24 protein-coding genes and 1 pseudogene are annotated in these 23,564 nt (G+C 50.9%); 8 read left to right on the top strand and 17 right to left on the bottom strand.

The genetic code is table 11. From position 1 onward, the window contains the following. Positions 1 to 15: 15 nt before the first annotated feature. The 3 genes from H6F80_RS21140 to H6F80_RS21150 form a co-directional block, all read right to left on the bottom strand. The gene (locus H6F80_RS21140) at positions 16 to 993 is read right to left on the bottom strand and encodes a cupin-like domain-containing protein (RefSeq protein WP_199296726.1); all 978 of its coding nucleotides are present in this window, start codon (positions 991 to 993) and stop codon (positions 16 to 18) included. Between the two features lie 252 nt (positions 994 to 1,245). After that, positions 1,246 to 1,440, bottom strand: a complete 195-nt coding sequence (locus H6F80_RS21145) for a hypothetical protein (RefSeq protein ID WP_190793500.1) — start codon at positions 1,438 to 1,440, stop codon at positions 1,246 to 1,248. 35 nt (positions 1,441 to 1,475) lie between these two features. Continuing rightward, positions 1,476 to 2,612: a trans-sulfuration enzyme family protein gene (locus H6F80_RS21150; RefSeq protein ID WP_190793501.1), complete on the bottom strand. Its 1,137-nt coding sequence runs from the start codon at positions 2,610 to 2,612 to the stop codon at positions 1,476 to 1,478. A 289-nt stretch (positions 2,613 to 2,901) separates the two neighbouring features. Between H6F80_RS21150 and H6F80_RS21155 the strand changes: the two genes are divergently transcribed. Both H6F80_RS21155 and H6F80_RS21160 read left to right on the top strand, forming a co-directional pair. After that, entirely contained in the window at positions 2,902 to 3,693 is a 792-nt protein-coding gene (locus tag H6F80_RS21155) for a YdcF family protein (RefSeq protein ID WP_190793502.1), read from the top strand. A gap of 63 nt (positions 3,694 to 3,756) precedes the next feature. Next, entirely contained in the window at positions 3,757 to 3,987 is a 231-nt protein-coding gene (locus H6F80_RS21160; protein WP_190793503.1) for a hypothetical protein, read from the top strand. 232 nt (positions 3,988 to 4,219) lie between these two features. On the opposite strand, the gene cysS is transcribed toward H6F80_RS21160, so the two are convergent. Beyond that, entirely contained in the window at positions 4,220 to 5,716 is a 1,497-nt protein-coding gene (gene cysS, locus H6F80_RS21165; RefSeq protein ID WP_190793504.1) for a cysteine--tRNA ligase, read from the bottom strand. Between the two features lie 135 nt (positions 5,717 to 5,851). Here cysS and H6F80_RS21170 point away from each other — a divergent pair, with 135 nt between their 5' ends. From H6F80_RS21170 to H6F80_RS21180, 3 genes are all read left to right on the top strand, one after another. Further along, the gene (locus H6F80_RS21170) at positions 5,852 to 7,000 is read left to right on the top strand and encodes a CobW family GTP-binding protein (protein WP_199296727.1); all 1,149 of its coding nucleotides are present in this window, start codon (positions 5,852 to 5,854) and stop codon (positions 6,998 to 7,000) included. 257 nt (positions 7,001 to 7,257) lie between these two features. Beyond that, positions 7,258 to 7,716, top strand: coding sequence for a D-aminoacyl-tRNA deacylase (gene dtd / locus H6F80_RS21175; protein WP_190793505.1), 459 nt, complete (start codon positions 7,258 to 7,260; stop codon positions 7,714 to 7,716). 185 nt (positions 7,717 to 7,901) lie between these two features. Continuing rightward, positions 7,902 to 8,717, top strand: coding sequence for an HAD family hydrolase (locus H6F80_RS21180; RefSeq protein ID WP_190793506.1), 816 nt, complete (start codon positions 7,902 to 7,904; stop codon positions 8,715 to 8,717). A gap of 300 nt (positions 8,718 to 9,017) precedes the next feature. Here the strand turns inward: H6F80_RS21180 and pirA are convergent, their stop codons facing one another. The 13 genes from pirA to H6F80_RS21245 all read right to left on the bottom strand — a co-directional run bounded on the left by pirA (position 9,018) and on the right by H6F80_RS21245 (position 21,151). Beyond that, positions 9,018 to 9,173 carry an arginine synthesis PII-interacting regulator PirA gene (gene pirA / locus H6F80_RS21185; protein ID WP_190793507.1) on the bottom strand — a complete coding sequence of 52 codons (156 nt, stop codon included), beginning with the start codon at positions 9,171 to 9,173 and terminating at the stop codon, positions 9,018 to 9,020. Between the two features lie 235 nt (positions 9,174 to 9,408). Then, positions 9,409 to 9,624, bottom strand: a complete 216-nt coding sequence (locus H6F80_RS21190; RefSeq protein WP_190793508.1) for a CAB/ELIP/HLIP family chlorophyll-binding protein — start codon at positions 9,622 to 9,624, stop codon at positions 9,409 to 9,411. A 153-nt stretch (positions 9,625 to 9,777) separates the two neighbouring features. Further along, a complete protein-coding gene (gene nfi, locus H6F80_RS21195; RefSeq protein WP_190793509.1) occupies positions 9,778 to 10,536 on the bottom strand; it encodes a deoxyribonuclease V in 759 nt (252 codons plus the stop codon). A 165-nt stretch (positions 10,537 to 10,701) separates the two neighbouring features. Next, positions 10,702 to 12,081, bottom strand: coding sequence for a UDP-glucose dehydrogenase family protein (locus H6F80_RS21200; protein WP_190793510.1), 1,380 nt, complete (start codon positions 12,079 to 12,081; stop codon positions 10,702 to 10,704). A gap of 120 nt (positions 12,082 to 12,201) precedes the next feature. Then, complete coding sequence (locus H6F80_RS21205) at positions 12,202 to 13,188, bottom strand: UDP-glucuronic acid decarboxylase family protein (protein ID WP_518523625.1); 987 nt, start codon at positions 13,186 to 13,188, stop codon at positions 12,202 to 12,204. 422 nt (positions 13,189 to 13,610) lie between these two features. Next, entirely contained in the window at positions 13,611 to 13,772 is a 162-nt protein-coding gene (locus tag H6F80_RS21210) for a hypothetical protein (protein WP_190793511.1), read from the bottom strand. Between the two features lie 69 nt (positions 13,773 to 13,841). Continuing rightward, positions 13,842 to 15,104, bottom strand: coding sequence for a DNA-processing protein DprA (dprA, locus tag H6F80_RS21215; protein WP_190793512.1), 1,263 nt, complete (start codon positions 15,102 to 15,104; stop codon positions 13,842 to 13,844). A gap of 123 nt (positions 15,105 to 15,227) precedes the next feature. Next, positions 15,228 to 15,896, bottom strand: coding sequence for a DUF2301 domain-containing membrane protein (locus tag H6F80_RS21220; protein WP_242067496.1), 669 nt, complete (start codon positions 15,894 to 15,896; stop codon positions 15,228 to 15,230). Between the two features lie 246 nt (positions 15,897 to 16,142). Next, a complete protein-coding gene (locus H6F80_RS21225) occupies positions 16,143 to 16,934 on the bottom strand; it encodes an SAM hydrolase/SAM-dependent halogenase family protein (protein ID WP_190793513.1) in 792 nt (263 codons plus the stop codon). Between the two features lie 88 nt (positions 16,935 to 17,022). Further along, on the bottom strand, positions 17,023 to 17,724 hold the full coding sequence (locus H6F80_RS21230) for a Uma2 family endonuclease (RefSeq protein ID WP_190793514.1): 702 nt from the start codon (positions 17,722 to 17,724) through the stop codon (positions 17,023 to 17,025). Between the two features lie 90 nt (positions 17,725 to 17,814). After that, entirely contained in the window at positions 17,815 to 18,342 is a 528-nt protein-coding gene (locus tag H6F80_RS21235) for a TrmH family RNA methyltransferase (RefSeq protein ID WP_190793515.1), read from the bottom strand. A gap of 13 nt (positions 18,343 to 18,355) precedes the next feature. Then, positions 18,356 to 19,741, bottom strand: coding sequence for a metallopeptidase TldD-related protein (locus H6F80_RS21240; RefSeq protein WP_190793516.1), 1,386 nt, complete (start codon positions 19,739 to 19,741; stop codon positions 18,356 to 18,358). 279 nt (positions 19,742 to 20,020) lie between these two features. Next, on the bottom strand, positions 20,021 to 21,151 hold the full coding sequence (locus H6F80_RS21245) for an AI-2E family transporter (protein ID WP_190793517.1): 1,131 nt from the start codon (positions 21,149 to 21,151) through the stop codon (positions 20,021 to 20,023). Positions 21,152 to 21,605: 454 nt separating this feature from the next. Between H6F80_RS21245 and H6F80_RS21250 the strand changes: the two genes are divergently transcribed. The 3 genes and pseudogenes from H6F80_RS21250 to H6F80_RS29250 all read left to right on the top strand — a co-directional run. Then, positions 21,606 to 22,637 (top strand): adenosine deaminase, encoded by a 1,032-nt coding sequence (locus H6F80_RS21250; RefSeq protein ID WP_190793518.1) that lies wholly within the window; start codon positions 21,606 to 21,608, stop codon positions 22,635 to 22,637. A 141-nt stretch (positions 22,638 to 22,778) separates the two neighbouring features. Then, positions 22,779 to 23,342 (top strand): AAA family ATPase, encoded by a 564-nt coding sequence (locus H6F80_RS21255; protein WP_190793519.1) that lies wholly within the window; start codon positions 22,779 to 22,781, stop codon positions 23,340 to 23,342. Between the two features lie 113 nt (positions 23,343 to 23,455). Beyond that, a pseudogene (locus tag H6F80_RS29250) lies at positions 23,456 to 23,564 on the top strand (photosystem II q(b) protein); the annotation flags it as partial.

Consider the following 23,564-nt stretch of genomic DNA (forward strand, 5'->3'; position numbering starts at 1 on the left):
CGTAATCCGACAACGCTAGAGCATTTGCAAAATTTGCCGAATCCGCTGCTGGCGATCGGGTCGAAACAGAGCTGCGATCAGGCTGCCGATCGTATGAGGAACCGCACAAACCGATCCCAGATAGCCCCGACAGCGTCCCCAGAAGAAGACGGCACGAGGAGTTGGATACACCCGCCAGAAGCGATTCACCGAACACACCATTTCATCGCCCAGGGCCGAGATCTCGTGCCACCACCCTGCTGGAATGTAAAGCACTTCGCCTGGATTCAAAATCACTTCGATCCGGTGCTGCATCGCCGCTTTAAGTTTAGGAAACGCTTCATAATCTGGACGATCGGGATACACCTGGCTAAACCACGATCGCAACCTCAAACCGTGCCACAAATGCACATAAAACGGAAACGGATAAAGGTTGCTGAGCTGCGATCGAGGAAACAAGACCACGCGCTTCGAGCCATGAAGCTGAATCAGCGTCCCATCCATCACGTCATAGTGCAGCGACTCAACATGACCTCCTGGTCCTACCCAAAGGTTCATTGTGCTAGCAGGCTGAGTGAAGCCGATCTGATTCATCGCAGTTTTGTAGTCTTCGATCGCCTCTGTCTCGATCAAGGGCGTATCGTGAATTGGGCATTTTGCCAGGTAAATATCCTGCTCGTACGCTTCGCCGCTCTGTAATAGCTCTGCGTATTCCAGAAATGGTTTCGTTTGGGGTGCAACGCCGCTGCCAATGCTTGTCCACTGGCGTTTATCTTGCTGATATCGCGCTTTGCCGTAGTAGCGCAGCACAAATTCCTGATCGCTTAGCAAATGGGAAAGATAGTCGATATTCCAGTCGGTATCGGGCTGAAATACCCCAGTCAAAACAACTGGAATTCCTGGTTTCTTATACTTCTCAAAAAAGCGATCGCCTCTCAGCTCAGAGATAGCAACTCTGGCGATCGATCGACTGAACTTAGAGATATCAATAGATTGGGTACGGTTCGCTGTCATAAGAAAATGTGGCAACTCACTTCGTAAAATTAGCTAGCGATCGAGCGATACCAGGGAATAGATTTGAACAGGTTTAGGGTAAGTAGAAGGGCGATCGAAATTCTCTTAAAATTTTCCCAAAAAGGGAGAGTTTGAAACAATTAACTTAATTTCTAACTTGATTTGTTAACTGAGTTTGTTAACTTAATCCATCCGCTTAATCGATTGCAAAACAACGCCCAGAAACATTTCGTTCCCCTTTTTTAAGCGAGATTAGGGGAATTTCCTTCCCATTACCTGATCGCATTCCTGCCGAATGGTCTGCCGGTTTGCCTCCAGTTCCTCCGTCCAGGGAAAATGCGCTTTGCTGAAAAATACCGAATCTCCAATCAAAGATTGCTTTGCTGCCTTCTCTTCCAGCCAGGAGCTGATCGCATTCCCGGCGGTTTTGACTGCACCGTTTATCACTCAGCTTTGCTCCCGCTCAACTCCTCGCCATGCCCTTATTTTTCTACCACAGCGCGATCGAGGGCTTGTGTCAAGTCAGCCACCAGATCATCAGGGTTTTCCAAGCCGATCGACAATCGCAGCAAATTTTCTGGTGTTTGGGTTCCTGCCCCTTCGATCGAGGCACGATGTTCAATCAGACTTTCAACTCCTCCCAGACTGGTCGCCCGCGTCAAAAGTTTCACCCCCGCCGCCACTGCAAACGCCGCTGCTCTGCCGCCTTTCACCTGCACAGACAGCATCCCGCCAAAGTCGCGCATCTGTTTTTTGGCGATCGAATGTCCCTCATGCTCAGCTAACCCTGGATAATGAACCGCTTCGACTGCCGGATGCTGAGCCAGCGCAACTGCCACTTTCATCGTATTTTCCGAATGTGCCCGCATTCGATAAGGTAGGGTTTGAATGCCCCGCAGAACTAGCCAGCAGTCAAACGGGGCCGCTACCGCCCCACCTGTGATCTGGATCTGACGAATTCGCCCAAACCGATCGTCGTTCGCTTGCGCCACGACCGCACCTCCCAGCACATCGCTATGTCCACCCAAATATTTCGTCGTGGAATGAATAATTAAATCCGCCCCCTGCTCAAACGGTCGCTGAAGCACCGGAGACGCCCAGGTATTGTCACAAACACAAATCGCGCCGTGCTGATGGGCGATCGTTGCCACTGCCGCAATGTCTGTAATTCGCAGCATCGGGTTCGAGGGCGTTTCCGTCCAGATTAGCTTTGTATTAGAGCGAACCGCCTGCTGCACCTGAGCCAGGTCCGTCAAATCCACAAACGAAACTTCTAACCCCCACGGAATCAGCACGGTCTTGAGCAATGCGGTTGTCCCCGAATAAGCATCCAGCGGCGCAATCACATGCTCCCCTGGCGCAAGCGACTGAAATACGCTCATCGTGGCAGCAGACCCCGAAGAAAACGCCGCCGCCGCCGCTCCAGCTTCCAGCGCAGCAAGACACTCTTCCAGCATTTCTCGATTAGGACTCGCCATGCGCGTATAGAGAAATCCATGCGGATAGCTGCCGTCTGGCTCTCGCTCAAAGGTCGTAGAGAGATACAAAGGAGTCGTTACGGCTTTAGTGGCAGGATCGATCGATCGACCCGCATGAACGGCGAGGGTTTCAATATTCATGAAATTGGTCTGAATTAGGGTAGACAATCAGGCGTTGCTGAGAGGATGTTTGAGGAGTAGCAGATATCCTGGATTGCCCCTTAGCTCTCCCAACTTCAAGAAATTTTGAACGAGAGCGAAGTTGGCTCGGTTCCCCTCCGAATTAGGGAGCGAGGAGGCGGTTCGGATTAGGGGTATCGCGGCTCAAACGTCCTCTGAAGCTTTAGACTAGCGCGATTCCCCTTCGGGAGAACTGCGAAGCAGCCAATTCCCCTTGCACCTCCTGTCCTTTTCCTACCTTTCAGTTGCCATGTTTCTTTTCTTCTCTAAACTGCTGCCGCTGCTGATTTACCCGCTCGGACTGTCCTGCTTTTTGCTGATCATCGCTCTGTTTACGGTCTGGAAACGTCCCCGCTTGACCGCAGGCTGTATTGGGCTTGCTCTGGCTCTGCTCCTGCTTACCAGCAATCGATCGGTTTCCGCCGCTCTGGTTCGATCGCTTGAACAGCAGTATCTTCCGCCCGCAAACCTGCCCACCGCAGAGGCGATCGTTGTTTTAGGCGGTGCCACCAAGTCCCAAAGTCCACCCCGCCCCTGGATTGATGTCATGGAGGCAGGCGATCGACCGATTCATGGAGCAAGGCTATATCTGGAGGGCAAAGCTCCTCTGGTGATCCTCAGCGGCGGACGAATTTCCTGGCAGGGCGGCGGCGATCCTGAATCGGCAGATATGGCAAAGTTGGTCGAAGCGTTAGGGGTTCCCAGGTCGGCGATCGTTCAAGATCCTACTTCGCTCAACACTCGCGAAAACGCTGTAAATGTAAAGCAGCTTCTTCAGTCGCGCCGCATTAATCGAATTTTGCTGGTTACGTCTGCAATGCACATGCCGCGATCGATTCAGATCTTCAAAAAGTTAGGAATCGAAGCCCTTCCTGCCCCCACCGACTTTCTCATTGCTGACCAGGAATTTGCTGCCGCTAACGGAAGCAGCGAAGCCAGACTGCTCAGCCTGCTGCCCGACATTGATGGTCTCTACGGCTTTACCCGTGCCTTGAAAGAATACATCGGCATCGTGGTTTATCGATTGCGGGGCTGGCTCTAGGGCAACTGGTCGCTTACTACCAGAACCGTTACGCTAAAAGAACCCCCGATCCCCCCTGCTCCTATGTCTGAGTTTCCCCATCACATCATCCCTACACCCCAGGCAGACGTTGCCGAAGTCTTCACTGTCTATCAAACCACCCACCAGTTCTATCACGAAGTTCAATCGCGCGAAGAGTGGGAACAGCACTGCCTCTGGTATGCCCGGGTTGCCGCAGAAAATCGGCGCGACTTCGAAAAGATGCAGGGTGAACCCAGTATCATCGGCTGGTTCTACGGCTGGAGGAATCGCTAGCTCCTTGTGCCATGGTTAAAATCTCTCGGCGAAAGGCGCGGACTGCTTTTGACAAGGTCGAGAATTCCATCGGGATAGACTAGTCACCCTCCTGAAGATCCTACCCATGCCCGCTGGATCAGTTTGAACTTCTCCCACGCTCCTCGGATTCCAGTCGGCTGGTCTATGAGCTGTTGGAGTAGCGGGGTCATGGCGATCGCTTCACTCCCTGTAATATCTGAGTAATATCTGATCAAATCTTGTGCCACTCCACAACACCGCCCGGTTTATCCACCAGCGCAATGCCTTGAGCCTTCAGTTCATCTCGGATGCGATCGGCTTCGGCAAAGTTCTTCGATTTTTTCGCTGCCTGCCGTTGTTCAATCAGCGACTCGATTTGAGCTGGGTCAATGGCGATCGTTTCCTCAACGGGCTTTGCCTCCAGTCCTAAAATTTGGGCGAGGCAGACCAGGGTTTGCCACTGTTCGCGCAGGGTTTGTGCATCGGACAAGGCTTTGCCATCGTGAACCAGGCGATTGCTCTCTTTTTGAAGCTCCTTGGCTAAATCGAAAATTACCGCCATTGCGCCCGCCGTATTCAGGTCATCGTCCATTGCCGCCTGAAACTGCTTCACGGCTTCGCTATCGGGAATTCGCATCGCTGCCGGGTCGCCAAACGCGGAATCCTGCGTATCTGTCCAGCCCACAGACTCGCCGTGCTTGAAGCCAAACAGCAGTCCCTCGGTGAGCGTCTCCCAGGCATTCGTCGCCGAGGTCAAGCCTTCTTCGGTAAAGTCGAGCGGTTTGCGATACTGAGCTTGCAGCAAGAACAGGCGAACTGCCATCGGATCAGGCGCGTTTGGGGAATCTAGCAGTGCGCGCACCGTCGTAAAATTTCCCAGCGATTTTGACATCTTCTCGCCGCTCACGTTCAACATTCCGTTATGCAGCCAATAGCGGGCTAAGGGATGCCCGGTTGCCGCCTCCGACTGCGCAATTTCGTTTTCGTGATGCGGAAAGATTAAGTCTGCGCCGCCCATGTGAATGTCGATCGTCTCCCCCAATTCTTTACCACCGGCATCTGCGAAGCACTCGCGCACCATTGCTGAGCATTCGATGTGCCATCCCGGACGACCCGATCCCCAATCTGATTCCCAGGCGGGTTCTCCCGGCTTTGCGGCTTTCCACAGGGCAAAGTCAAATGGGTCTTTTTTCTTTTGGGCATCGGGATCAGCCTCTACTCGACCGCTTGCGCCTGCTTGCATATCTTCTAACCTGCGCCCAGACAGCTTGCCGTATTCCGCGAAATTCCGCACGCTGTAATAGACATCGCCTTCGGCGGCGTAGGCAAAGCCCTTTTGCTCCAGTTCGTGAATTAGTCGCTTAATACCGTTTAGCGTATGGGTCGCACGCGGGTACTCGTCTGCCTCCAGAATGTTGAGCCGCCGCATATCCTCAAAGTAGGCTTGCGTGTAGCGATCGGCAACTTCCTGCATCGTCGAGCCTTCTTCTCGCGCCCTGTTCAGAATCTTGTCGTCAATATCAGTAAAGTTCTGCACATAGCGCACCTCGTAGCCGCGCCAGCGCAAATATCGCCGCATCGTGTCCCACACTACATAGGTTCGGGCATGACCCAGGTGGCTGTAGTTATACACCGTCACGCCGCAGCAATACATCTTCACCTTACCGGGTTCGATCGGCTCAAACGGTTCTTTGCGTCGGGTTAGGGTGTTATACAGCGTTAGAGTCATAAGTATCTGTTAAACCTCATCTTTGAGGAAATCAGCAATAATAAGGAAAAGAGGCATTCGCAACCGTCAGCATTCCAGAAAAGGATGTCACGTTGCAAGCTTTCCTTCCTATTCTGACGCTTTCTCCTACGGGTTATGACATCAGCAGCCACGACAAATTCGCCCTTGAAGATGGACAATGCCAAGCACGGGCTTCCGGTGACGATTATTACCGGATTTCTAGGAAGCGGTAAAACGACCCTGCTCAACCACATCCTGACAAACCAGGAAGGGCTAAAAACCGCAGTTCTTGTCAACGAATTCGGCGAGATTGGCATTGACAACGAACTGCTGATCACCCTGGATAACAGCGACGATAACATGGTGGAACTCAGCAACGGCTGTATTTGCTGCACCATTAATAACGATCTGGTCGAAGCCGTTTACCGTGTTTTGGAACGCCGCGATCAGATTGATTACCTGGTCGTTGAAACTACCGGACTGGCTGATCCCTTACCGATCGCCCTCACTTTCCTGGGAACCGAACTGCGCGATTTAACTCGTCTAGATTCGATCGTCACTGTAGTTGACTCCGAGAACTACAGCCTTGATCTCTTTAACAGCCAGGCAGCCTACAACCAGATTCTCTACGGCGACATCATTCTGCTGAACAAAACCGATCTGGTCGATGAAGCAAACCTCGATTTGCTGGAAGTCAAAATCCGGGATGTGAAAGACGGAGCCAGAATTCTCCGCACTAAAAAAGCTCAGGTTCCGCTGCCGCTCATCCTCAGCGTGGGCCTGTTTGAGTCCGACAAGTATTTCGCGCCCGAGGAGAAGGGACACGATCACGCGCATGATCACGACCACCACGATCACGATCACGACCACGACCATCACGACCACTCCGCCTGCGACCATGACCACGGACACTGCGAGCATGACCACGACCACGATCACCACCATCACCACTCCGATCACCTGGCAGTAGACGGCTTCACCTCAATCTCAATCGAGAGCGACAAGCCCTTCGCCATCAAAAAATTCCAGAACTTCCTCGACAATCTGCTGCCTGCCTCGGTCTTCCGCGCCAAAGGCATCCTCTGGTTCGACGAAAGCCCGAAGCGTCACATCTTCCACCTCAGCGGCAAGCGATTCTCTCTTGACGATGAAGAGTGGGGCGATCGTCCCAAGAAAAATCAGATCGTGCTGATTGGTCAAAATCTGGATCACGACACGCTACGCCAGCAGATTCAAGACTGCTTCTGTGTTCCCTCAAGTCGCGGCAAAGGCTTCGGCAAGTAATTGACTGCTGGAATCGATTCACGCTGCATAGCAGTTTCCCCAATGGAGTAATCGGGTGGGTTAGTTTCCTGCCCGATTTTCACTTTAAGACCCTGAATCTAACCCTTTGTCCTTATTTATTTCCTTTTTGTTGAAGATAAAGTGGGCATCTTGTCCCATTGGTTTGAGCGATAACCTGCTGAATAGGGCGGGCAAGAACGTTCACCTTACAAGGTATTGAATTTAAGGTCGTTTGCTTTCTCTGAATCTTTCCGACTATGCGCGTTGTTATTCAGCGAGTCACTGCTTCTCAAGTCACTGTTGATGGCGAAATTATTGGCAAAATCGGACGTGGCTTAAACCTGCTCGTTGGCATTGCCAACACCGATACCGAAGCAGAGCTAGATTGGATGGTGCGAAAATGCCTTGACCTGCGCCTGTTTCCGGGAGAGTCGGGCGACAGATTCGATCGCTCTATCCTGGACATTCAGGGCGAAATTCTGGTCATCAGTCAGTTCACTCTATACGGAGACTGCCGCAAAGGAAGACGACCTGGATTCGATCGAGCAGCTACTCCGACTTCTGCTGAGCAATATTACGAAATTTTTGTGCAAAAACTACGCCAGAGCAAGCTCAAAGTCGAGACAGGTCGCTTTGGGGCAATGATGCAGGTCTCGATCGAAAACGACGGTCCAGTTACGATTCTGCTAGAACGCGAAGCCTCAACTGTGGAATAATTCCTTTTCTCTTTGAAGCTTTCTCGATTGCGAAGCCCTAGAGCAACGCGATGCGCCGTTCAAAAACTGTATCCATTGATATAAAATTTACTAATTAAATTTTCCTCTGTAGCGGTTGACACCTTATTAGATCGATTGCTAATGTGAACCAATGTTACATTAATTCCCTGGATCGATTAACGTCTATGGCAAGTCTTGCCGTTTCGACTCATCAGCAACGGGTGCAGCTTCACTACAGATCCTCTGCCTGTTCCATGACTCCGCTCACCGTGTTCTGCGACTTTGACGGTCCGATCGTGGATGTTTCTGAACGATACTACAGCACCTATTGCCAGGGGTTAGCCGCTGTGCAAGCTGCCACCGTTGCTCACGGAGCTTCAATCCCGCTTCACCAGCTCAGCAAGTCTCAGTTCTGGCAAATGAAGCAAGAGCGTACGCCCGATCGAGAAATCGCGATGCGATCGGGGCTTCAGGGAGAACAAATCGATTTCTTTCTTCAGCAAGTCAGCCAGATTGTAAATCAGCCAGAGCTGCTGCATCAAGATACGCTCCAGTCCGGTGTTCGTCATGCCCTATCGCTGCTCCATAGCCAAGGGGTTCGGCTTGTTTTGGTAACGCTGCGCCGTCAAAACCAGGCGGCTCAGTGGCTGCAAAGCGAAGGATTAGCCCACCTGTTTAGCCAAATTCGCGGCACATCCGATGATTCCTTTGCTTACGTCAATCTGGCGGAGCATAAAACAAATTTATTGAGCAGCGTCATTGCCGAGTGTTCCTGGAGAAATCCGGGTACGATCGCGACTTCTGCCTGCATGATTGGCGACACCGAAGCTGATATTCTCGCAGGTCAAGCCGTGGGAATTCCGACGATCGCCCTCACTTGCGGCATCCGCAGTCAGTCCTACCTTCAATCCTTCCAGCCCACCGCCATTCACGCCAATCTGGTTGCAGCCGTCTACGATTTGCTCAACACGCGTCGGCTCCTCGCTTCGGTTATGGGTTAGCGGCTCGCTTCTGAGTTTTATGGCTTTTAAGGTTGCCAGGGTAGCAACTGCTCACCTTGCCGATCGCCTTGAGATCCTGTCTGCTTAGCATCTTGTCTACTTAGCCGTAAGAAAATGGGGTCAGGTCCTTACACCTCACCCCGCAACCAATGGAGCTAACTAAATGGAAAATAACTTAAGCTGCACGTCCGTCATATCAAGGAGCCAGTACAGCTTCAAGTTCAGTCAATCCAGCCTGCATTGCCCAGTTCATCAGCAAGAAGCTTAAACAGCGAACGAAGGACTGACAAGCCAATGGCTTTAGCCGATATAGCTTGCTTCTGCTTCCAGCATTTTGACTAAACTTTGGTCACCGCTTGCTCGCGCAGCTTCAAGGCGACGCTCTAGATTACGACGCAGATTTTCCCGGTGGAGCTGAGCGGTTTGTGTGATGGATTGATGACGGTTTCTGCTCATTGTGAACATCCTTGGCTGATATCTTGTGGTATTCCTCTACTCCAAAGATATCATTTTCTTGGCGAGACTGTAGTTCTTGCTACTAAAATTAAAGATCGGGTTGCCGTAAATCATACGACGCTTTCCCGATCTTCCTGAAGTTTTCAAAAAGCAATTTCCACTTTAGGAAACTGCGATACTATTTATTGTTCAGACTGCCTCTGCCTCACTCAGGAATTCCCTGCTTCTCGATCGATTAGCGCAGCCCTATCCAGGTGAAAAAGTCCTGCCGCGTAAAGAATTCTAGAATCAACAGCGCGACAAAGCCAATCATGGCAAACCGTCCATTGATAATTTCGGCATAGCGTGTCCAGCCAAAAGCAGGCTCAGGCTGAGGAACAACTTCTGGCGCATCAGTTGAACGAGTTGGCGTTGCAGGGGTGTCAGTTGAAGCAGGCTGTGGGGAAGTCATCGCTTTCTCCTCATTGGTCAATATCTGACGTCGATCGGCTGAATCAGACAATTTCTGCGAATTCTGCGAACTGGAGGTTGTACTAGCCGCAAATCCTTTCCCACTATAGCCTGCCAATCTGCGTTAAATTTCCCTGCGCTAAATCCTCCTGCGCTAGATAGAGAGATCAAGCTGTCCCTGTTTGACCTGTTCCTCGGTTTCTAGATTTCGCTCCTTATCCGCCAGCATTGCATCGATCTGAGCAGCAGGCGTTTCTGAGGCAAGCTTGTGGGCAAAGCGAGTGGTTTCCGGTAACCGATACCGGGTCGTGCAGCGCAACACAAAGTCGATCGCCGTCGCTAAGCTAATCCGATGTCCGGGGGAAATGTAAAGCGGTTTTGTGCCCGGACGAGTTCGCAGCACTGCCCCGATCGTTTCCCCGCGATGTGTTAGAGGCTGCCACGCGCCTTTGGTATCTAAAACTTCCTCATACTTACCCACCAGTAGCGATTTTCCTACCCCGATCGCAGGCAGGTTAATTAGCAGCCCCAAATGACAGGCAATGCCAAACCGACGCGGATGAGCTGTTCCTTGTCCATCGCATAGCAGCAAATCAGGCAAAGTTCGCAGCTTCTCCAGGGCATCCAGCACCGCCGGAACTTCTCGAAACGACAGCAAGCCGGGAACATAGGGAAAACTGGTTGGACGACGGGCGACCGATCGTTCCACTAAACGCAGGTCAGGAAAACTGAGAACGGCAACGGCTGCTCGCGTTGTATTGCCTCCATCTTCAAATCCCACATCCACTCCCGCCACCGATCGTACTTCGCCCAGCTGATCAATCGTGATGATGTTTGACTTGAGCCGATGCTGAAGCTGCACAGCTTCTTCTGAGGACAAATTCCAGGCGTGGCTGTATTGAGTTTCTATCATTGAATCTGCACCGCGTGAATCGATCGATTACGTCTGCTTCTCCTTATTAGTGTAGAAACCGATCGCAAAAAAAGGGCTTGGCAGCACCAAACCCTCGAAATCAAGACAGACATTCAGGACAAATAGACCCTCATGTCCTTTTAGAACGATAGCAAACGATCGGAATTAACGACCCACACCGACATAGCGGAAGCCCGCCTGTTCCAGAGCTGCCTGATCCAGGAAGTTACGACCGTCAATAATCACAGGATTGGTCATCAGTCCTGCCATCTTCACGTAGTCGAGGCTAGCAAACTGCTTCCATTCTGTCACCACGACCAGTGCGTCACAGCCATCTGCCAATCGCTCAGCGTCGGTTTCAACAAAGACATTCGATAAGCCATGCCGCAGACCGCTCTGAGAAACCAGCGGATCGTATGCCTTCACTTTTGCCCCCAGGCGATGCAGGCTTTCAATCAGGTCAAGGGCGGGTGCATCTCTCATATCGTCTGTGTCGGGCTTGAAGGTGAGTCCGAGCAATCCAACCGTCTTACCCTTCAGAATCTTGAGCACCTGCTGAAGTTTTTCCAGGGCGATCATGCGCTGTCGCTGATTCACGCTTACGGCTGCTTTAAGCAACTGAGCCTCATAGCCGTAGTCATCCGCAGTATGAATCAGGGCAGACACATCTTTGGGGAAGCAGGAGCCACCCCAGCCAATACCTGCATTCAGGAACTTGCTGCCAATCCGAGAATCCAAACCAATTCCTTTTGCAACCTGCGTTACATCTGCCCCAACTCGATCGCAAATATTGGCAACTTCGTTAATGAAGCTAATTTTAGTTGCCAAAAACGCATTCGCAGCGTACTTGATCATCTCCGCGGAACTAATGTCTGTTACCAGCACAGGAACCGTCGGCAGCGATTTATCTTCCGCGAACTCCCGCGAGACAATCGGTGCATAGAGTTCTTTCATCATCGACACGGCTTTCGGGTTGTTGCTGCCCAGCACGATGCGGTCGGGGTTAAAGGTGTCATAAACGGCCGATCCTTCTCGCAAAAACTCTGGATTGCTCACCACGTCGAACTCCGGTTTGAGATCGGTCAGCGTTGAGCCGCCAGTGCCGACAAGAGCTGCCTGCTGCTCAGCTACACCATCCAGCACAATCATTCGTACCCAGTCGCCAGAGCCGATCGGAACCGTTGATTTATTGACAATCACCTTATAGCCGCCGTTAAGATGCGCTCCGATGCCACGTGCCACAGCTTCAACATAGCGGGTATCGCTCTCACCATTCGGCAGGGGCGGTGTACCAACAGCAATAAAGAGAATGTCTCCGTGGCGAACGCCTGCACCCAGATCGGTCGTGAATTCAATCTGTCCGTTCTGGATCGCTGTCTGCATCAAATCGGACAGCCCTGGTTCAAAAATAGGAGACTGTCCTGCCTGCATCAGCTTGACCTTCTCTTCGTTGTTGTCAACGCAAATCACATGATGCCCAATGTGCGATAAACAAACGCCCGTTACCAAACCTACATAGCCGGTGCCGATGACACAAACACGCATAGTTTCTCCTCAAATTTACTGAAACTTGCTGAACAATAGAGCCTGCAAATGGCGGGTTGACTTGATTCTGAGATGAACGACGGCAGATAGGGACCCAATGCCCAATTCCTATGCCATTGACTAAACCTGAGCAGGATGAGTGCCGGCTTGTGCGGATTGATCAATCGACTGATCTGCACTCAGCCTTGCCCGGAAATCCTCGATCGTGCGCTGCAAACCCTCTGTTAACGGAACGGTGGGCTGCCATCCAAGATGGGTTTGAGCACGGGTAATATTTGGCTTGCGACGACGCGGATCATCTTGCGGTAGGGGCTTAAAGTCGATTGGCACATCGGGGTTAACCATTTGCTGAACCGCTTGTGCCAGCTCTAGAATCGTGTACTCATCAGGATTCCCCAAATTTACGGGACCGATAAAGTCACCGTTCATCAGGCGCATCAACCCCTCAACCAGGTCAGAAACGTAGCAAAAACTGCGCGTTTGTGATCCCTGTCCGTAAACGGTAAGCGGCTGCCCCTGAAGTGTCTGCACAACAAAGTTGCTGACAACACGTCCGTCATTTTCCAGCATTCTTGGACCGTAGGTGTTGAAGATGCGAGCAACGCGAATTTCAACATCGTTCTGACGGTGATAATCAAATGCCAGGGTTTCTGCGACCCGTTTGCCTTCGTCATAGCAGCTCCGAATTCCGATCGGATTGACGTTGCCTCGGTAATCTTCCGTTTGGGGGTGGATTTCGGGATCGCCATACACTTCAGAGGTGGAAGCCAACAAAAACCGAGCTTTCACCCGCTTTGCTAGCCCCAACATATTCAGTGTTCCCAGGACGTTGGTTTTAATCGTCTTAACAGGATTGTACTGATAGTGAACGGGTGAGGCTGGACAAGCGAGATGATACACCTGGTCAACTTCCAGACGAATCGGCTCGGTAATATCATGGCGAATCAGCTCAAAATTAGGATTACCCAACCAGTGAGCAATATTTCGCTTGTGCCCCGTGTAAAAGTTATCTAAACAAAGAACTTCATGCCCCTGCTTCATCAGGCGATCGATCAAGTGAGAACCAATAAATCCGGCGCCGCCCGTGACTAGAATTCGCATCGTCATGTTGCTTTTTCCCTATAACTGCCTTTCTCTCGATTACCTTGCGCTTTCCTGGGGATGATTTCCTCCTGATTCCGTCGATTACATGTAGAAATCTAGTTTTCTAGGGATGCTGTTCCTGGTTAAAAAATACAGCATTCTCAGGAAATACCCGTTGATTTTGTCTGCAAAACGAGATCTTATTGCAGAAAATTTACTCGGTTTTATATTCTCTTAACTTAGAAGAGATTTCCATTTATTCTCGTTCAGACTGAGCAGCATTATTTGCTGTTTGTGCTGCTGAGGTTACTTCAGCCCAATGTGAAAGTGCTATAGGGACAATCAGTTAGTCTAGAACGGGCTGCAAGATTATCCTGGTATAAAGCAGTGTTCCCAAAGCGATGCTTTGTTTGATAGTGCTGAACGACTGCTTTAATTAAGTTGCTCTACGGAGTGCTACTCTGCATATAAATCGTTTTGGTGGCGGATACTTCTCTCTCTGGAGTTTGCAGCAGCAGCGAAAGCGACCCTACTGTAAGCAGCGTCGTGAACATGGCAATCAGGAGCGGCACAACGATTTCTTTTAAGCGATAAGCAGACATCATCATAAAACCTCAAAAGACGGAAACACCCTGAATTGAGCTTCAGCCCTAGATATGTCCCATAACATACCCGAATTACAACCGTGAATACCGTGCCCCACCAGACAGGGTGACTAACCCCATTAATTCAAGCTGAGTTAAGGCACTAAGCACTTGACCCGGCAGCAGCCCAGTTTCTTGAACAATTCGATCGACCAGAACGGGTTCTGCGGAAACGGCTGAAAACACCTGCTGTAGGTCAGTAGCTAATCCTTTCAGCGGTTCAGAGTGATTCACCCCATCAGGGGGGCGGCGAGGCAAAGCACTTTCGTCCAGGGGGGAATCGATCGATGAGTTAGACAGCAGGGAAAGCTGACTGGTGAGATTGGAGATTTGATTTCTAGAATCTTGATTTTTAGGATTTTGATGGACAGCTGCTCGATCGACGGCAGCACATGAAGACACAAGTTGCGGCAGCGATGCTAAGTTTTCTAGCAGCTCAGTTTCTCCCAGGATGAGGGCGGCTCCCTGGTTCAGCAGTTCCAGACAGCCTCTTGCCCGCGAATTGTCCAGCGAATTGGGCAGCACATAGACATCGCGCCCATACTCATTTGCCAACCGTGCGGTAATTAGTGCCCCAGATTTTTGCGGAGCCTCTAGCACCAGCGTTGCTCGGCATAACCCTGCAATAATGCGATTTCGACGCGGAAAATGAACCCGATCGGGCTGGGTTCCCGCCGGATATTCACTCAGCAGTAAGCCATGCTCGATAACTCGGCAGGCAAGCTCTTTGTTGCGCCAGGGATAAACCACGTCTACTCCCGTTCCCATGACCGCGATCGTGCGTCCTCCCGCTTCAAGACAGGCATGGTGGGCGATTGTATCAATGCCGTCTGCCAGTCCAGAAACGATGGTATAGCCTGCTTCAATCAGCGCAGTTGTAATCCGGCGCGTCCAGCGTTTGCCATACTCAGAAGGGCTGCGAGTGCCGACGATCGCGATACAGGGCGTTTGTCCCTGATTTTCTATCAGATCGACTGTGCCGCGATAGTAAAGGATAGGGGGAGGGTCAGCCATTTCCAGCAACAGTCGGGGATAACCCGCATCAGCAGGTGTCCAGAAGCAGGGATTTTCCTGCTCATGCTGTTGCAGCAGATTATGGGGATCAAGAGCCGATCGCGCTGCCCCGATCGATTCAGCCGTTTGCCAGCCGACGCCTTCGATCGCTTGCAAATTTTCGGCAGGAGCAAACCAGGCAGCAGCCAGAGAACCAAAATGCAAATGCAACCGCCGCAGCAAGATTGCCCCTACACCAGCAATGTGGGACCAGGCAACCCAGTAAGCGCGATCGTCTTCCACGATTTCCTTTCCTTCAGGCAGGCTAAACGCAAGTCAGCTTAAAATGCCCAGAATCGCGAAAGTCAGAACGATAGCTGTTTACTCGAATGCTCGCAATGATGATCAGATTCAAACAGGTTTCGATCACCTTTGCTGCTTGAGATACTCGAACACGCTTTTATCGCCAATATCGGGCGGAATTTGTTGGATCACTTTTCGGAATGCAAACACAACAAACAACCCTGCCCAGCTTGCCAGCAGAGTTTGTTCGACCTGGAGCGGCAGCAGTCCGGTGAGGTGTCCTAAGAGCAGCAGCGGAACGATCGGCGTAAGCAGCTTAGTTTCTAAGCGATCGAAGCAGAAGGCTTCTTTAAAGAAAATTCCGGTTAGGGCAGCAAAGGCAAATCCTATGCCCAATAGCGTGAGCGGATAGCGATAGACCGTGGACACAAACGGTTCAGGGCTAAAGTGAGCCACAAAAAGCGAAGCGATCGCACCGATAAGCCAAAATGCTTGCAGCGTTCGGTGTAGGACTTTGAGATAAATGTGAATGGTGAACAGGCTGATGCCCAGACCGATCGTAAACAGCGTGTAGAGCGGAGTCAGAAGCGACTGGATGAAGGGCTGATTCCCCTGAGTGAGTGCCAGGGTTGAACCGATCGCAAAACTAACTGCCGCGATCGTGAGTCCACCACGGTAAATGATTACTTCTCGGCGATCGTCTGGGGTGATCGTAAATTCGCCAAACTGCCCCTGATAGACCGGTGTGCTGCGAAGCACTTCTCCCTGCGAGGTCATCGTTTCAGTCTGCATTGCCCTCTTTCCTCAGCTTGTAGTTTCCGATGCGTCCACTTACTTCGATTGTAGTGCTGCTTCTCTCGGTTCCATTCATGCAATCAATAGAATAAAGCTATCGCGCTTGGAAGAACTCATGCTAGAAGCAGACCCAGAACCTGAGGCACAGCAGGGCAATCTCTACGAAACAGACTTTTATGCCTGGAAGTCCAAGTAATTTGGTTAGACTATTTGAGCAAGACGAATAGTTTTAATCTTGTAAATCTACATTTCAACTTTCAAGTCAATCTCGTCTTCCCAGTTGAGCCGTAGCTGAAAGTGAGCATCACCCCCATTAATTGCAATTTCGACCCAGCCGTGACTGCCGACTAATGCAATTGGATTCCCCACTTCCGCTTCCCCATAACGCTGACAGCCCGGAATCGATCGCTTCTTTACTCGCACCGACCAGCGTTTATTCTGAACTAGTTTACCGGGAATGTTGGTGATGACATTGCCAAATCGATCGATGTGCTGAATCCTCCCCTGATAGCCTGCTGCTGTTGTTTTATAGGACACAATCGAATTTTGAATTAAGGTATCTGAATCGATGATTTCTCCAAGTTTTGTAATTGAAACTCCAAGCGCGAGATGTGCGGCAACCGGAGCAAAAATATCTCGTCCATGAAAAGTGTTGCTAGGGTCAGGAACGCGCCAGTACTGACGATCGCTTAATTCAACAGCCTGAACAACTGCTTTTGTCGTCATCAATCCTGTAAACAACCCGTTATCAGGACCAACCAGAAATCCATCTTCTAGCTCGATTGCAACTGCCCGACGATCGCTGCCTACCCCCGGATCAACAACAGCAACATGAACCGTTCCCGACGGAAGATAAGGATAGGCATTGAGTAGATTAAACTGCGCCGCTGTAATATTTTGAGGCGGAATTTGATGGGTTAAATCAATGACTCGCAAACTTTGATCAATGCTGGCAATTACGCCTTTCATCACGCCGACATAAACGTCGTTTAAGCCAAAGTCAGTCAACAGCGTAATCAAGCGATTTGAAGGCATAGCAGTACATAGTTAGGGGGATGGGAGTGCCTGGAAAGATGTGAAAGCGATCGCCCTGCCGTCGTAAAGTGTCACCTGGTTACGATCGCTACAATTCTGGCTTGATGCCCAAGGATCTCAACTGCTGCACCAACCGGGCTGCCCGTGCTTCAGCCTGTTGCGCTTGTTGCTGTGCCTGTTGCGCTTGTTGCTGTGCCTGTTCTGCCTCTTCTTCGGGCGACAGCACTAGAGTTTCCCCTTCTGTAAAGTAGCGCAAGACCCCCTCGCGAATTCCTAGATACAATCCAAGCGAATAACTCCACAACAAACCTGATGCGTTAGGGGCAATGGGTTCATACTGCTGATTGACCAGACGGTAGCCTGCAAACTCTAACGTTTCGGGCGAAAACCAGAAATACTCTGGGGTGCGAAAGCGATTCTGATACAGTTCCTTCTTCAGGTTGCGATCTGTTCGGGCAGTTGAATCCGACAGGAGTTCGATAATCAGATCAGGATATTTGCCATCTTCCTCCCATACGACCCAGGATCTTCGCGGTCGTTTTTCGGTGTGCTTGACCAGGAAGAAATCTGGTCCGCGAAAATCTTTGTTCTTGAGCTGTTGTCGGCTGAAATAAATGGTGAGGTTTGCACCAATGAAGAAATCGGATCGATCGCGCCAGAGCCATTCTAGACAAGCGACTAACAGTGCCAGTTGAGTGTAGTGTAGAGAACTCTCCATTTCTGGCTCATCACTCTCTAATTGAGTTGCATCGGGCATCAAGTCTGCCAGTTGTTGTGCGGTGAGTGACATCGAGGCATTTACTCCTGAGCCAGAATAGTTTTTATTCTATAGCTGTATCAGCGACGTGAGTACAAAGGGGGAAAGGACGAAGCCAAATCGCTAGTCCCCGTCCCTTATCGGCTTCAGCGTCCACTGCCGCATATATTCGTAAAGGGCAATTGCCGCCGCTGTTTGCACATTGAGCGATTCCACCATGCCAAACTGCGGGATGCTCACGGTTCGATCGCATTTTTGCAAAATCTCTGGCGGAATGCCTGTCAACTCTTGACCCAGCACTAGAACCGATCGCTGCCGAAAAGCAAACTGCGGTAAAGGTTCTGAAATCGGACTCACAGATAATCCAACAATCTCATAGCCTTGCTGTTGTTGTTGGGTAAACCATTGGGGCAAGGCATCGATCGCGCAAGCAACGATCGGCTGCCACAGATGCGCGGAAACCGCCACGTTCCGAAAGGCATTGTGTTGCACGATCGCCTTGTCTGCCAGCACTAGAGATTCCAGCCGAAACGCTTCAACCGTACGACAAAGGCTGCCCAAGTTCGCCGGATTTTGCACTAGAGAAGCACAAACAATCAGCGAATGCCGGGGCAGCACAGCATAGGAATGACGATCGCGGGGAGAGGTCAATCAGCGATACCGATTATCGTCCACCCACCACAACGTTATTAATTCGCACATGGGGACCACCAACGCTCACAGGCAGGGGAGACTGTCCACCTTTACCACAGCCGCCGTTCTTGTACACCGAGTCATTGCCGATCGCGTCGATATCCTTCAGGGTTTGGAAAACATTCCCGCTCAAAGTGACATCACTCACAGGCTCGGCAATCTCACCGTTGCGAATCATATAGCCTTCTGCCGCTGCAAAGGTAAACATCTCGCCGTTAGTTTGTCCGCCCAGCATTCGCACCGCATATACCCCTTCTTCCACATTGCGAATCATGTCTTCAAAAGCATAGTCGCCACTTTCGATCCCGGTATTTGTCATACGGACGATCGGGGGATAGAGGGCACTGAGGGCGCGGGCGTTTCCAGTGGGTTCCTCGTGCAGTTTGCCTGCGGTTTCACGGTTGTGGAGTCGCTGGGTGAGGATGCCGTCTTTGATCAGATACTTGCGCTGTGCCGGAACGCCTTCATCGTCATATTTCAGCGAACCGGGTAGACCGGGCATCGTGCCATCATCCACAACATTGAGCTGCGGAATGGCGATCGGCTTACCCAGTACCAGCAATTCCTGCATGCGGGGATTCTCATAAACAAAATCCGCCTCAGACAAATGCCCAAACGCCTCGTGAATAAACACGCCCGACAGATAGGGATCAAGCACAACAGTGTACTGTCCGCCTTTCACGGGCTTTGCCTCAAGCTGACGGACTGCCCGCTCTGCTGCACTTCGCACCTGTGCCTCGACCCCTTCTAGCACACCGTAGTCCGATCGCGAATGAATCGACTCAAAGCCCTGACGCACTACGCCGCCTTCACTTCTGGCAATAACGCCAAATCGTCCCGATACGTCTAGCCGCTCCTGGGCAATGCAAGAGCCGATCGAATTCACAAAATAAGTCGTGCTGAATCGATCGCTGTAGCCCGTCATCGTGGTTTGAATGCGCGGGTCAAACTCCAGCAAAATTTGGTTGTACTGCTCGACCAGAGCGCGTTTGGCATCCAGAGAGATACCGCGTGGATCTCTGCCCAGCTCAACCGCCACATAATCTTGAATTGGCGTCACAGTGGCGAGTTCGGTCGTTTCCTTGCCAACTAGCTTTGCCTGGGTGATCGCTTCTTCAATTCTTTGTTTCAGATCTGCCAGTCCGTTAAAGGTGACAAAGCTCCAGCCCCCGCAATGACAGGCTCTTACGCCTCCAGCTAGAGCAAAACTACGATCGACTGCATCCAACTGCTTGCCCCGATAGGCGATCGATGTCGATTCGCTTTGCTCCAGCCGAATTTCTAGATAATCGACCTGCTGTCGATAAGGGGCGATTGTCTCCAGCAACCGATCCTGTAGCGAAAGAGATGTAACCACCTGCGTCTCCCGTCTGCAATGAGTGTGAGCTTTAAGTTTGACTAAAGTTTGATTAATTAGTCTGATCGATCAGGGCAATGCTGTCCTTATTCCTCTAGTCTAAACCGGGATTCCCTTGATCGTAGATTGGTTTGGGCTTGCAGCGGTAGACTGGCCGAAATCACGGTCATGCTAATAAGACTTCCGGTCACAACCCAGGCCAGCAGAAAACCTCCCGAACCGAGCGAGCAAGACGCCGATTCTTCAAGAGACTCAATCCTGCATTCCTACATGCATTGTCTAGCTGACAGCAGCATTGATCACCTCGGTGTCTGCGGTTGCAACTTTCTGACTTTGCTCAAATGGGTCTGGCCGCCGGGTCGAGCGCACTAGTGCTAAAACATCGCCGATCGTGCTAGCAAGCGGGACTGCCAGGACAATTCCTAAAAATCCGGCAGTCTGGATGCCGATCAGGAGCGACAAAATTACCCAGACGGGGTTTAGCCCAACTAATCGACCAATAATGCGCGGCGAAACGGTGTTGTCGATAATTTGATCGGTGAGAATTGCCGAGATAAGAACAATCACACCTAAAGCTGGATTGGTGACACCCACAATCAAACTGGCAAGCAGTGTTCCCAGCACATCAAAGAAAGGAATCAGCACCATCAGCCCAATTCCAATGCCAAACAGCAGAAAAAAGGGAACTCGCAGAATGAGAAATACGATCGTCAGAACTGTCCCCTCAATCACAGCGACCGTCATTTGCCCCACATAGTAATTGCGAAAATTCTGGCTCAGCAGTCGTTGCCCTTCTTGGACCCAGTGCACCGGAAACCACTGAAAAATTGTTTTCCAGAAGCCGTCGCCGTGCAGCAACAAGTAGAGCGTTAGGGCGACTGTCAGAATGGCATTAAACAGGCTGTCTGCCGTTTCTAGCACCACCCCAATCAGCTGATTGGTAACATCATCAATCCCTTGAGGCGCGATCGCCTGGATCTGCTGGGCAACCCCCCTGACGTTAATGGGCAGCCGCCGCTCTGTTGCCCAGTTTTGAAACGATTCGAGCTGCTGGCTGACCGCGTTAACTCCATCCGGCAGGTGAGTAATGAGTTCCTGAAGCTGGATGAACAGGAGCGGCAGCAGCGTCGTTCCCAGAGTTGCTAGAATACCTAGAAATGTCAGAAATACCAGCAGAATGCTGTAGCCTCGCCCAATTCCTCGCTTTTCTAGAAACCTCACTGGGAAACTGAGTAAGAATGCGAGCAGCGTTGCCACTGCCAGGATCGTGAACGTCGAGCCAAAATAGCGAACTACCTGAAGAATAACCCACCCGTTTAGAACTCCGAGCGGGATTGCCAGCAAAATTACAATCCAGCGCGGCAGGAGATTGCTTAGGTTGTCCCTCAGCCGGGTAATGGGGTGAGTCATATGAAGCAACAATCGATCGTTAATATTGGCTATTTACCAACAACTTCTGACAAATTGCCTCTACGTTAGAGTGGATTTTTAGAGCTGCGGTAGAAGCATACAGCTCACTGCGTCGCTCAAGTTCGTCATTCCGCCTCATTGCCCCAAATGCTTATTTCGGTTGACTGCCTCTGGCGAACTTTCATTAAGGTTATCTATAGTTGTATCAATTAGTGCTAATACCCTTGCTTGAAAGTCCTGCCCCTGTTGCATCAATCTTCGGCTAATCCCTGCTCATTGCTGCACACAGATTTCTGGCAGTCCGTGATGGCTCTCTGCCCAATGTCTACAATTCATTAACTCCATTTCAATCTCAGAATCTGGTGTCTACCAGAACGATCGGTAAGCTCATTTGCTTTACCAGAATTTTTTGTACTCGATTGTTATTTCTACTTCACTAACCCAAGAGGTTCTCATGGCACTTTATGCAGAATTACACCGCCATTTAGGAGGCTCGGTTGTTCCTCGTGTCCTCTGGCGATATTTTCAGCGCAGTCAGTCGGATGTACCTGAGCGATTTAACCAATACGAGGATTTTGAGGACTTTTACACCCGCCCCCGCAATACTTTAGACGAGTATCTGGAGCTGCATACGCTGGTTGAAAAGGTCCAAACTAACGAAACGCTGCCGTATTTCATCTATCGCTTAATGCGCGGGGCGTATGTATTTGAGAATCTGGCGTACCTGGAGCTGCGCTATACCCCTTACCTGCGAACGCCCGACCACCTGAGCCAGTCCGAGCGGATCAACCAGATGGCAAATATTGTGGAAGTCGTTGGCAAAGCCAGCCAAGTCGGGGAATACCCAATCGTGACAAGCCAGATTCTCTGTATGCATTCCCGTCTACCTTACGAGGTGAATCACGCCATCGTGGATCTGGCGGCTCAGATGCGGCACTATGTTTGCGCGATCGATTTAGCGGGTGGAGATGCTCACTACGCCGAGCGGCTAGATGAGTTCGTGGGGCTATATGACTATGCCCGATCGCTTGGACTCAACACCACCGGACATTTATATGAAACCGAAGCAGGCTGCTACCCAGAGCTACTGCCCTACCTGATGCGAATCGGTCACGGTATCCAAATTCCCCTCAAGCATCCCGAACTGCTGCCCCAGCTTGCTAGGGACGGTCAATGCTTAGAGGTTTGCCCGACGACTTACCCCAAAACTGGAACGTTAAAGGACATTCAGCAATTGAAAGTCGTGTTCGATCGCTGCTTTGAAGCAGGAGTAGATATTGCGATTTGCACTGACAACGCCGGATTGCACAATGTTCGGTTGCCCTTTGAGTATGAGAATCTGTTAACTCAGGACATCATCAGCTTTAAACAGCTCCAAGCCTGTCAGGATGCCGCCTTCCGTCACGCTTTCGCCTGGAAATACAAAGAACGCCCAGCTTCAATCCTCAGCAACATTCTTAAACCGGAACTCAATCCTGCCCGGTAGCTGCGCTGAATTCGTCTTCTTATTTGTCTTCTTCATGGGTGGGCATCCTGTCCGCCCTTTTTTTGCCCTTTTAATTTACTCAATACAGAATCCTGCGATCGTCTGCTGAAGCTACTCCTGTCATGCCCCTTACAATTCACTATGAATCAGCCTCCTCAATCGGGTCAGCGGATTGTCGTAGTTGGTACAAGCGGCTCTGGAAAGACGACCTTTGCACAACAGCTTGCTGAACGTCTTCAAATTCCTCATGTTGAACTAGACGCATTGGTCTGGGAAGCCAACTGGACAGAGGCAGACCCAGCAGTCTTTCGATCGAGAGTCGAGCAAGCACTTCAAGGCGATCGATGGGTGGTAGACGGCAACTATAGCAGGGTGCGGGATCTCGTCTGGGGTCGAGCAAACACCTTAATTTGGCTGGACTATTCCTTTCCGGTCACGCTTTACCGTTCTATCAAGCGCACCCTCTACCGCAGCCTCACGCAGCAGGAACTTTGGAGCGGGAATCGCGAGACGATCGGCAAAGCACTGAGCAAGGATTCGATCGTCCTTTGGGTTCTCAAAACCTACTCCCGAAGACGGAAAGAGTATCCCGTTTTATTAAGCCGATCGGAGTACGCTCATCTAGAAAAAATTCGCCTAATGACTCCCAGAGCAACCTCAGAGTGGCTTTCGCAAATTCATCAACAGTCTGAAACCTGTTTATGAGTAATTACTCTCAGCATATTTACAAAAAGCAATAAACCCCCTAGACTATTCATTAAGGCAAGCAAATCAGCGCCTGCCCAAACCTTAAATCGCTTAAAGCACTCATCGAAAATATGACGACTACCTTACAGCGTCGCGACTCCGCGAACCTGTGGGAGCAGTTCTGCACCTGGATCACCTCCACCGACAACCGCCTCTACATCGGCTGGTTCGGCGTCCTCA

It is taken from the genome of Leptolyngbya sp. FACHB-711 (genome assembly GCF_014695615.1).
Classification (GTDB): Bacteria; Cyanobacteriota; Cyanobacteriia; order Elainellales; family Elainellaceae; genus Leptolyngbya_A.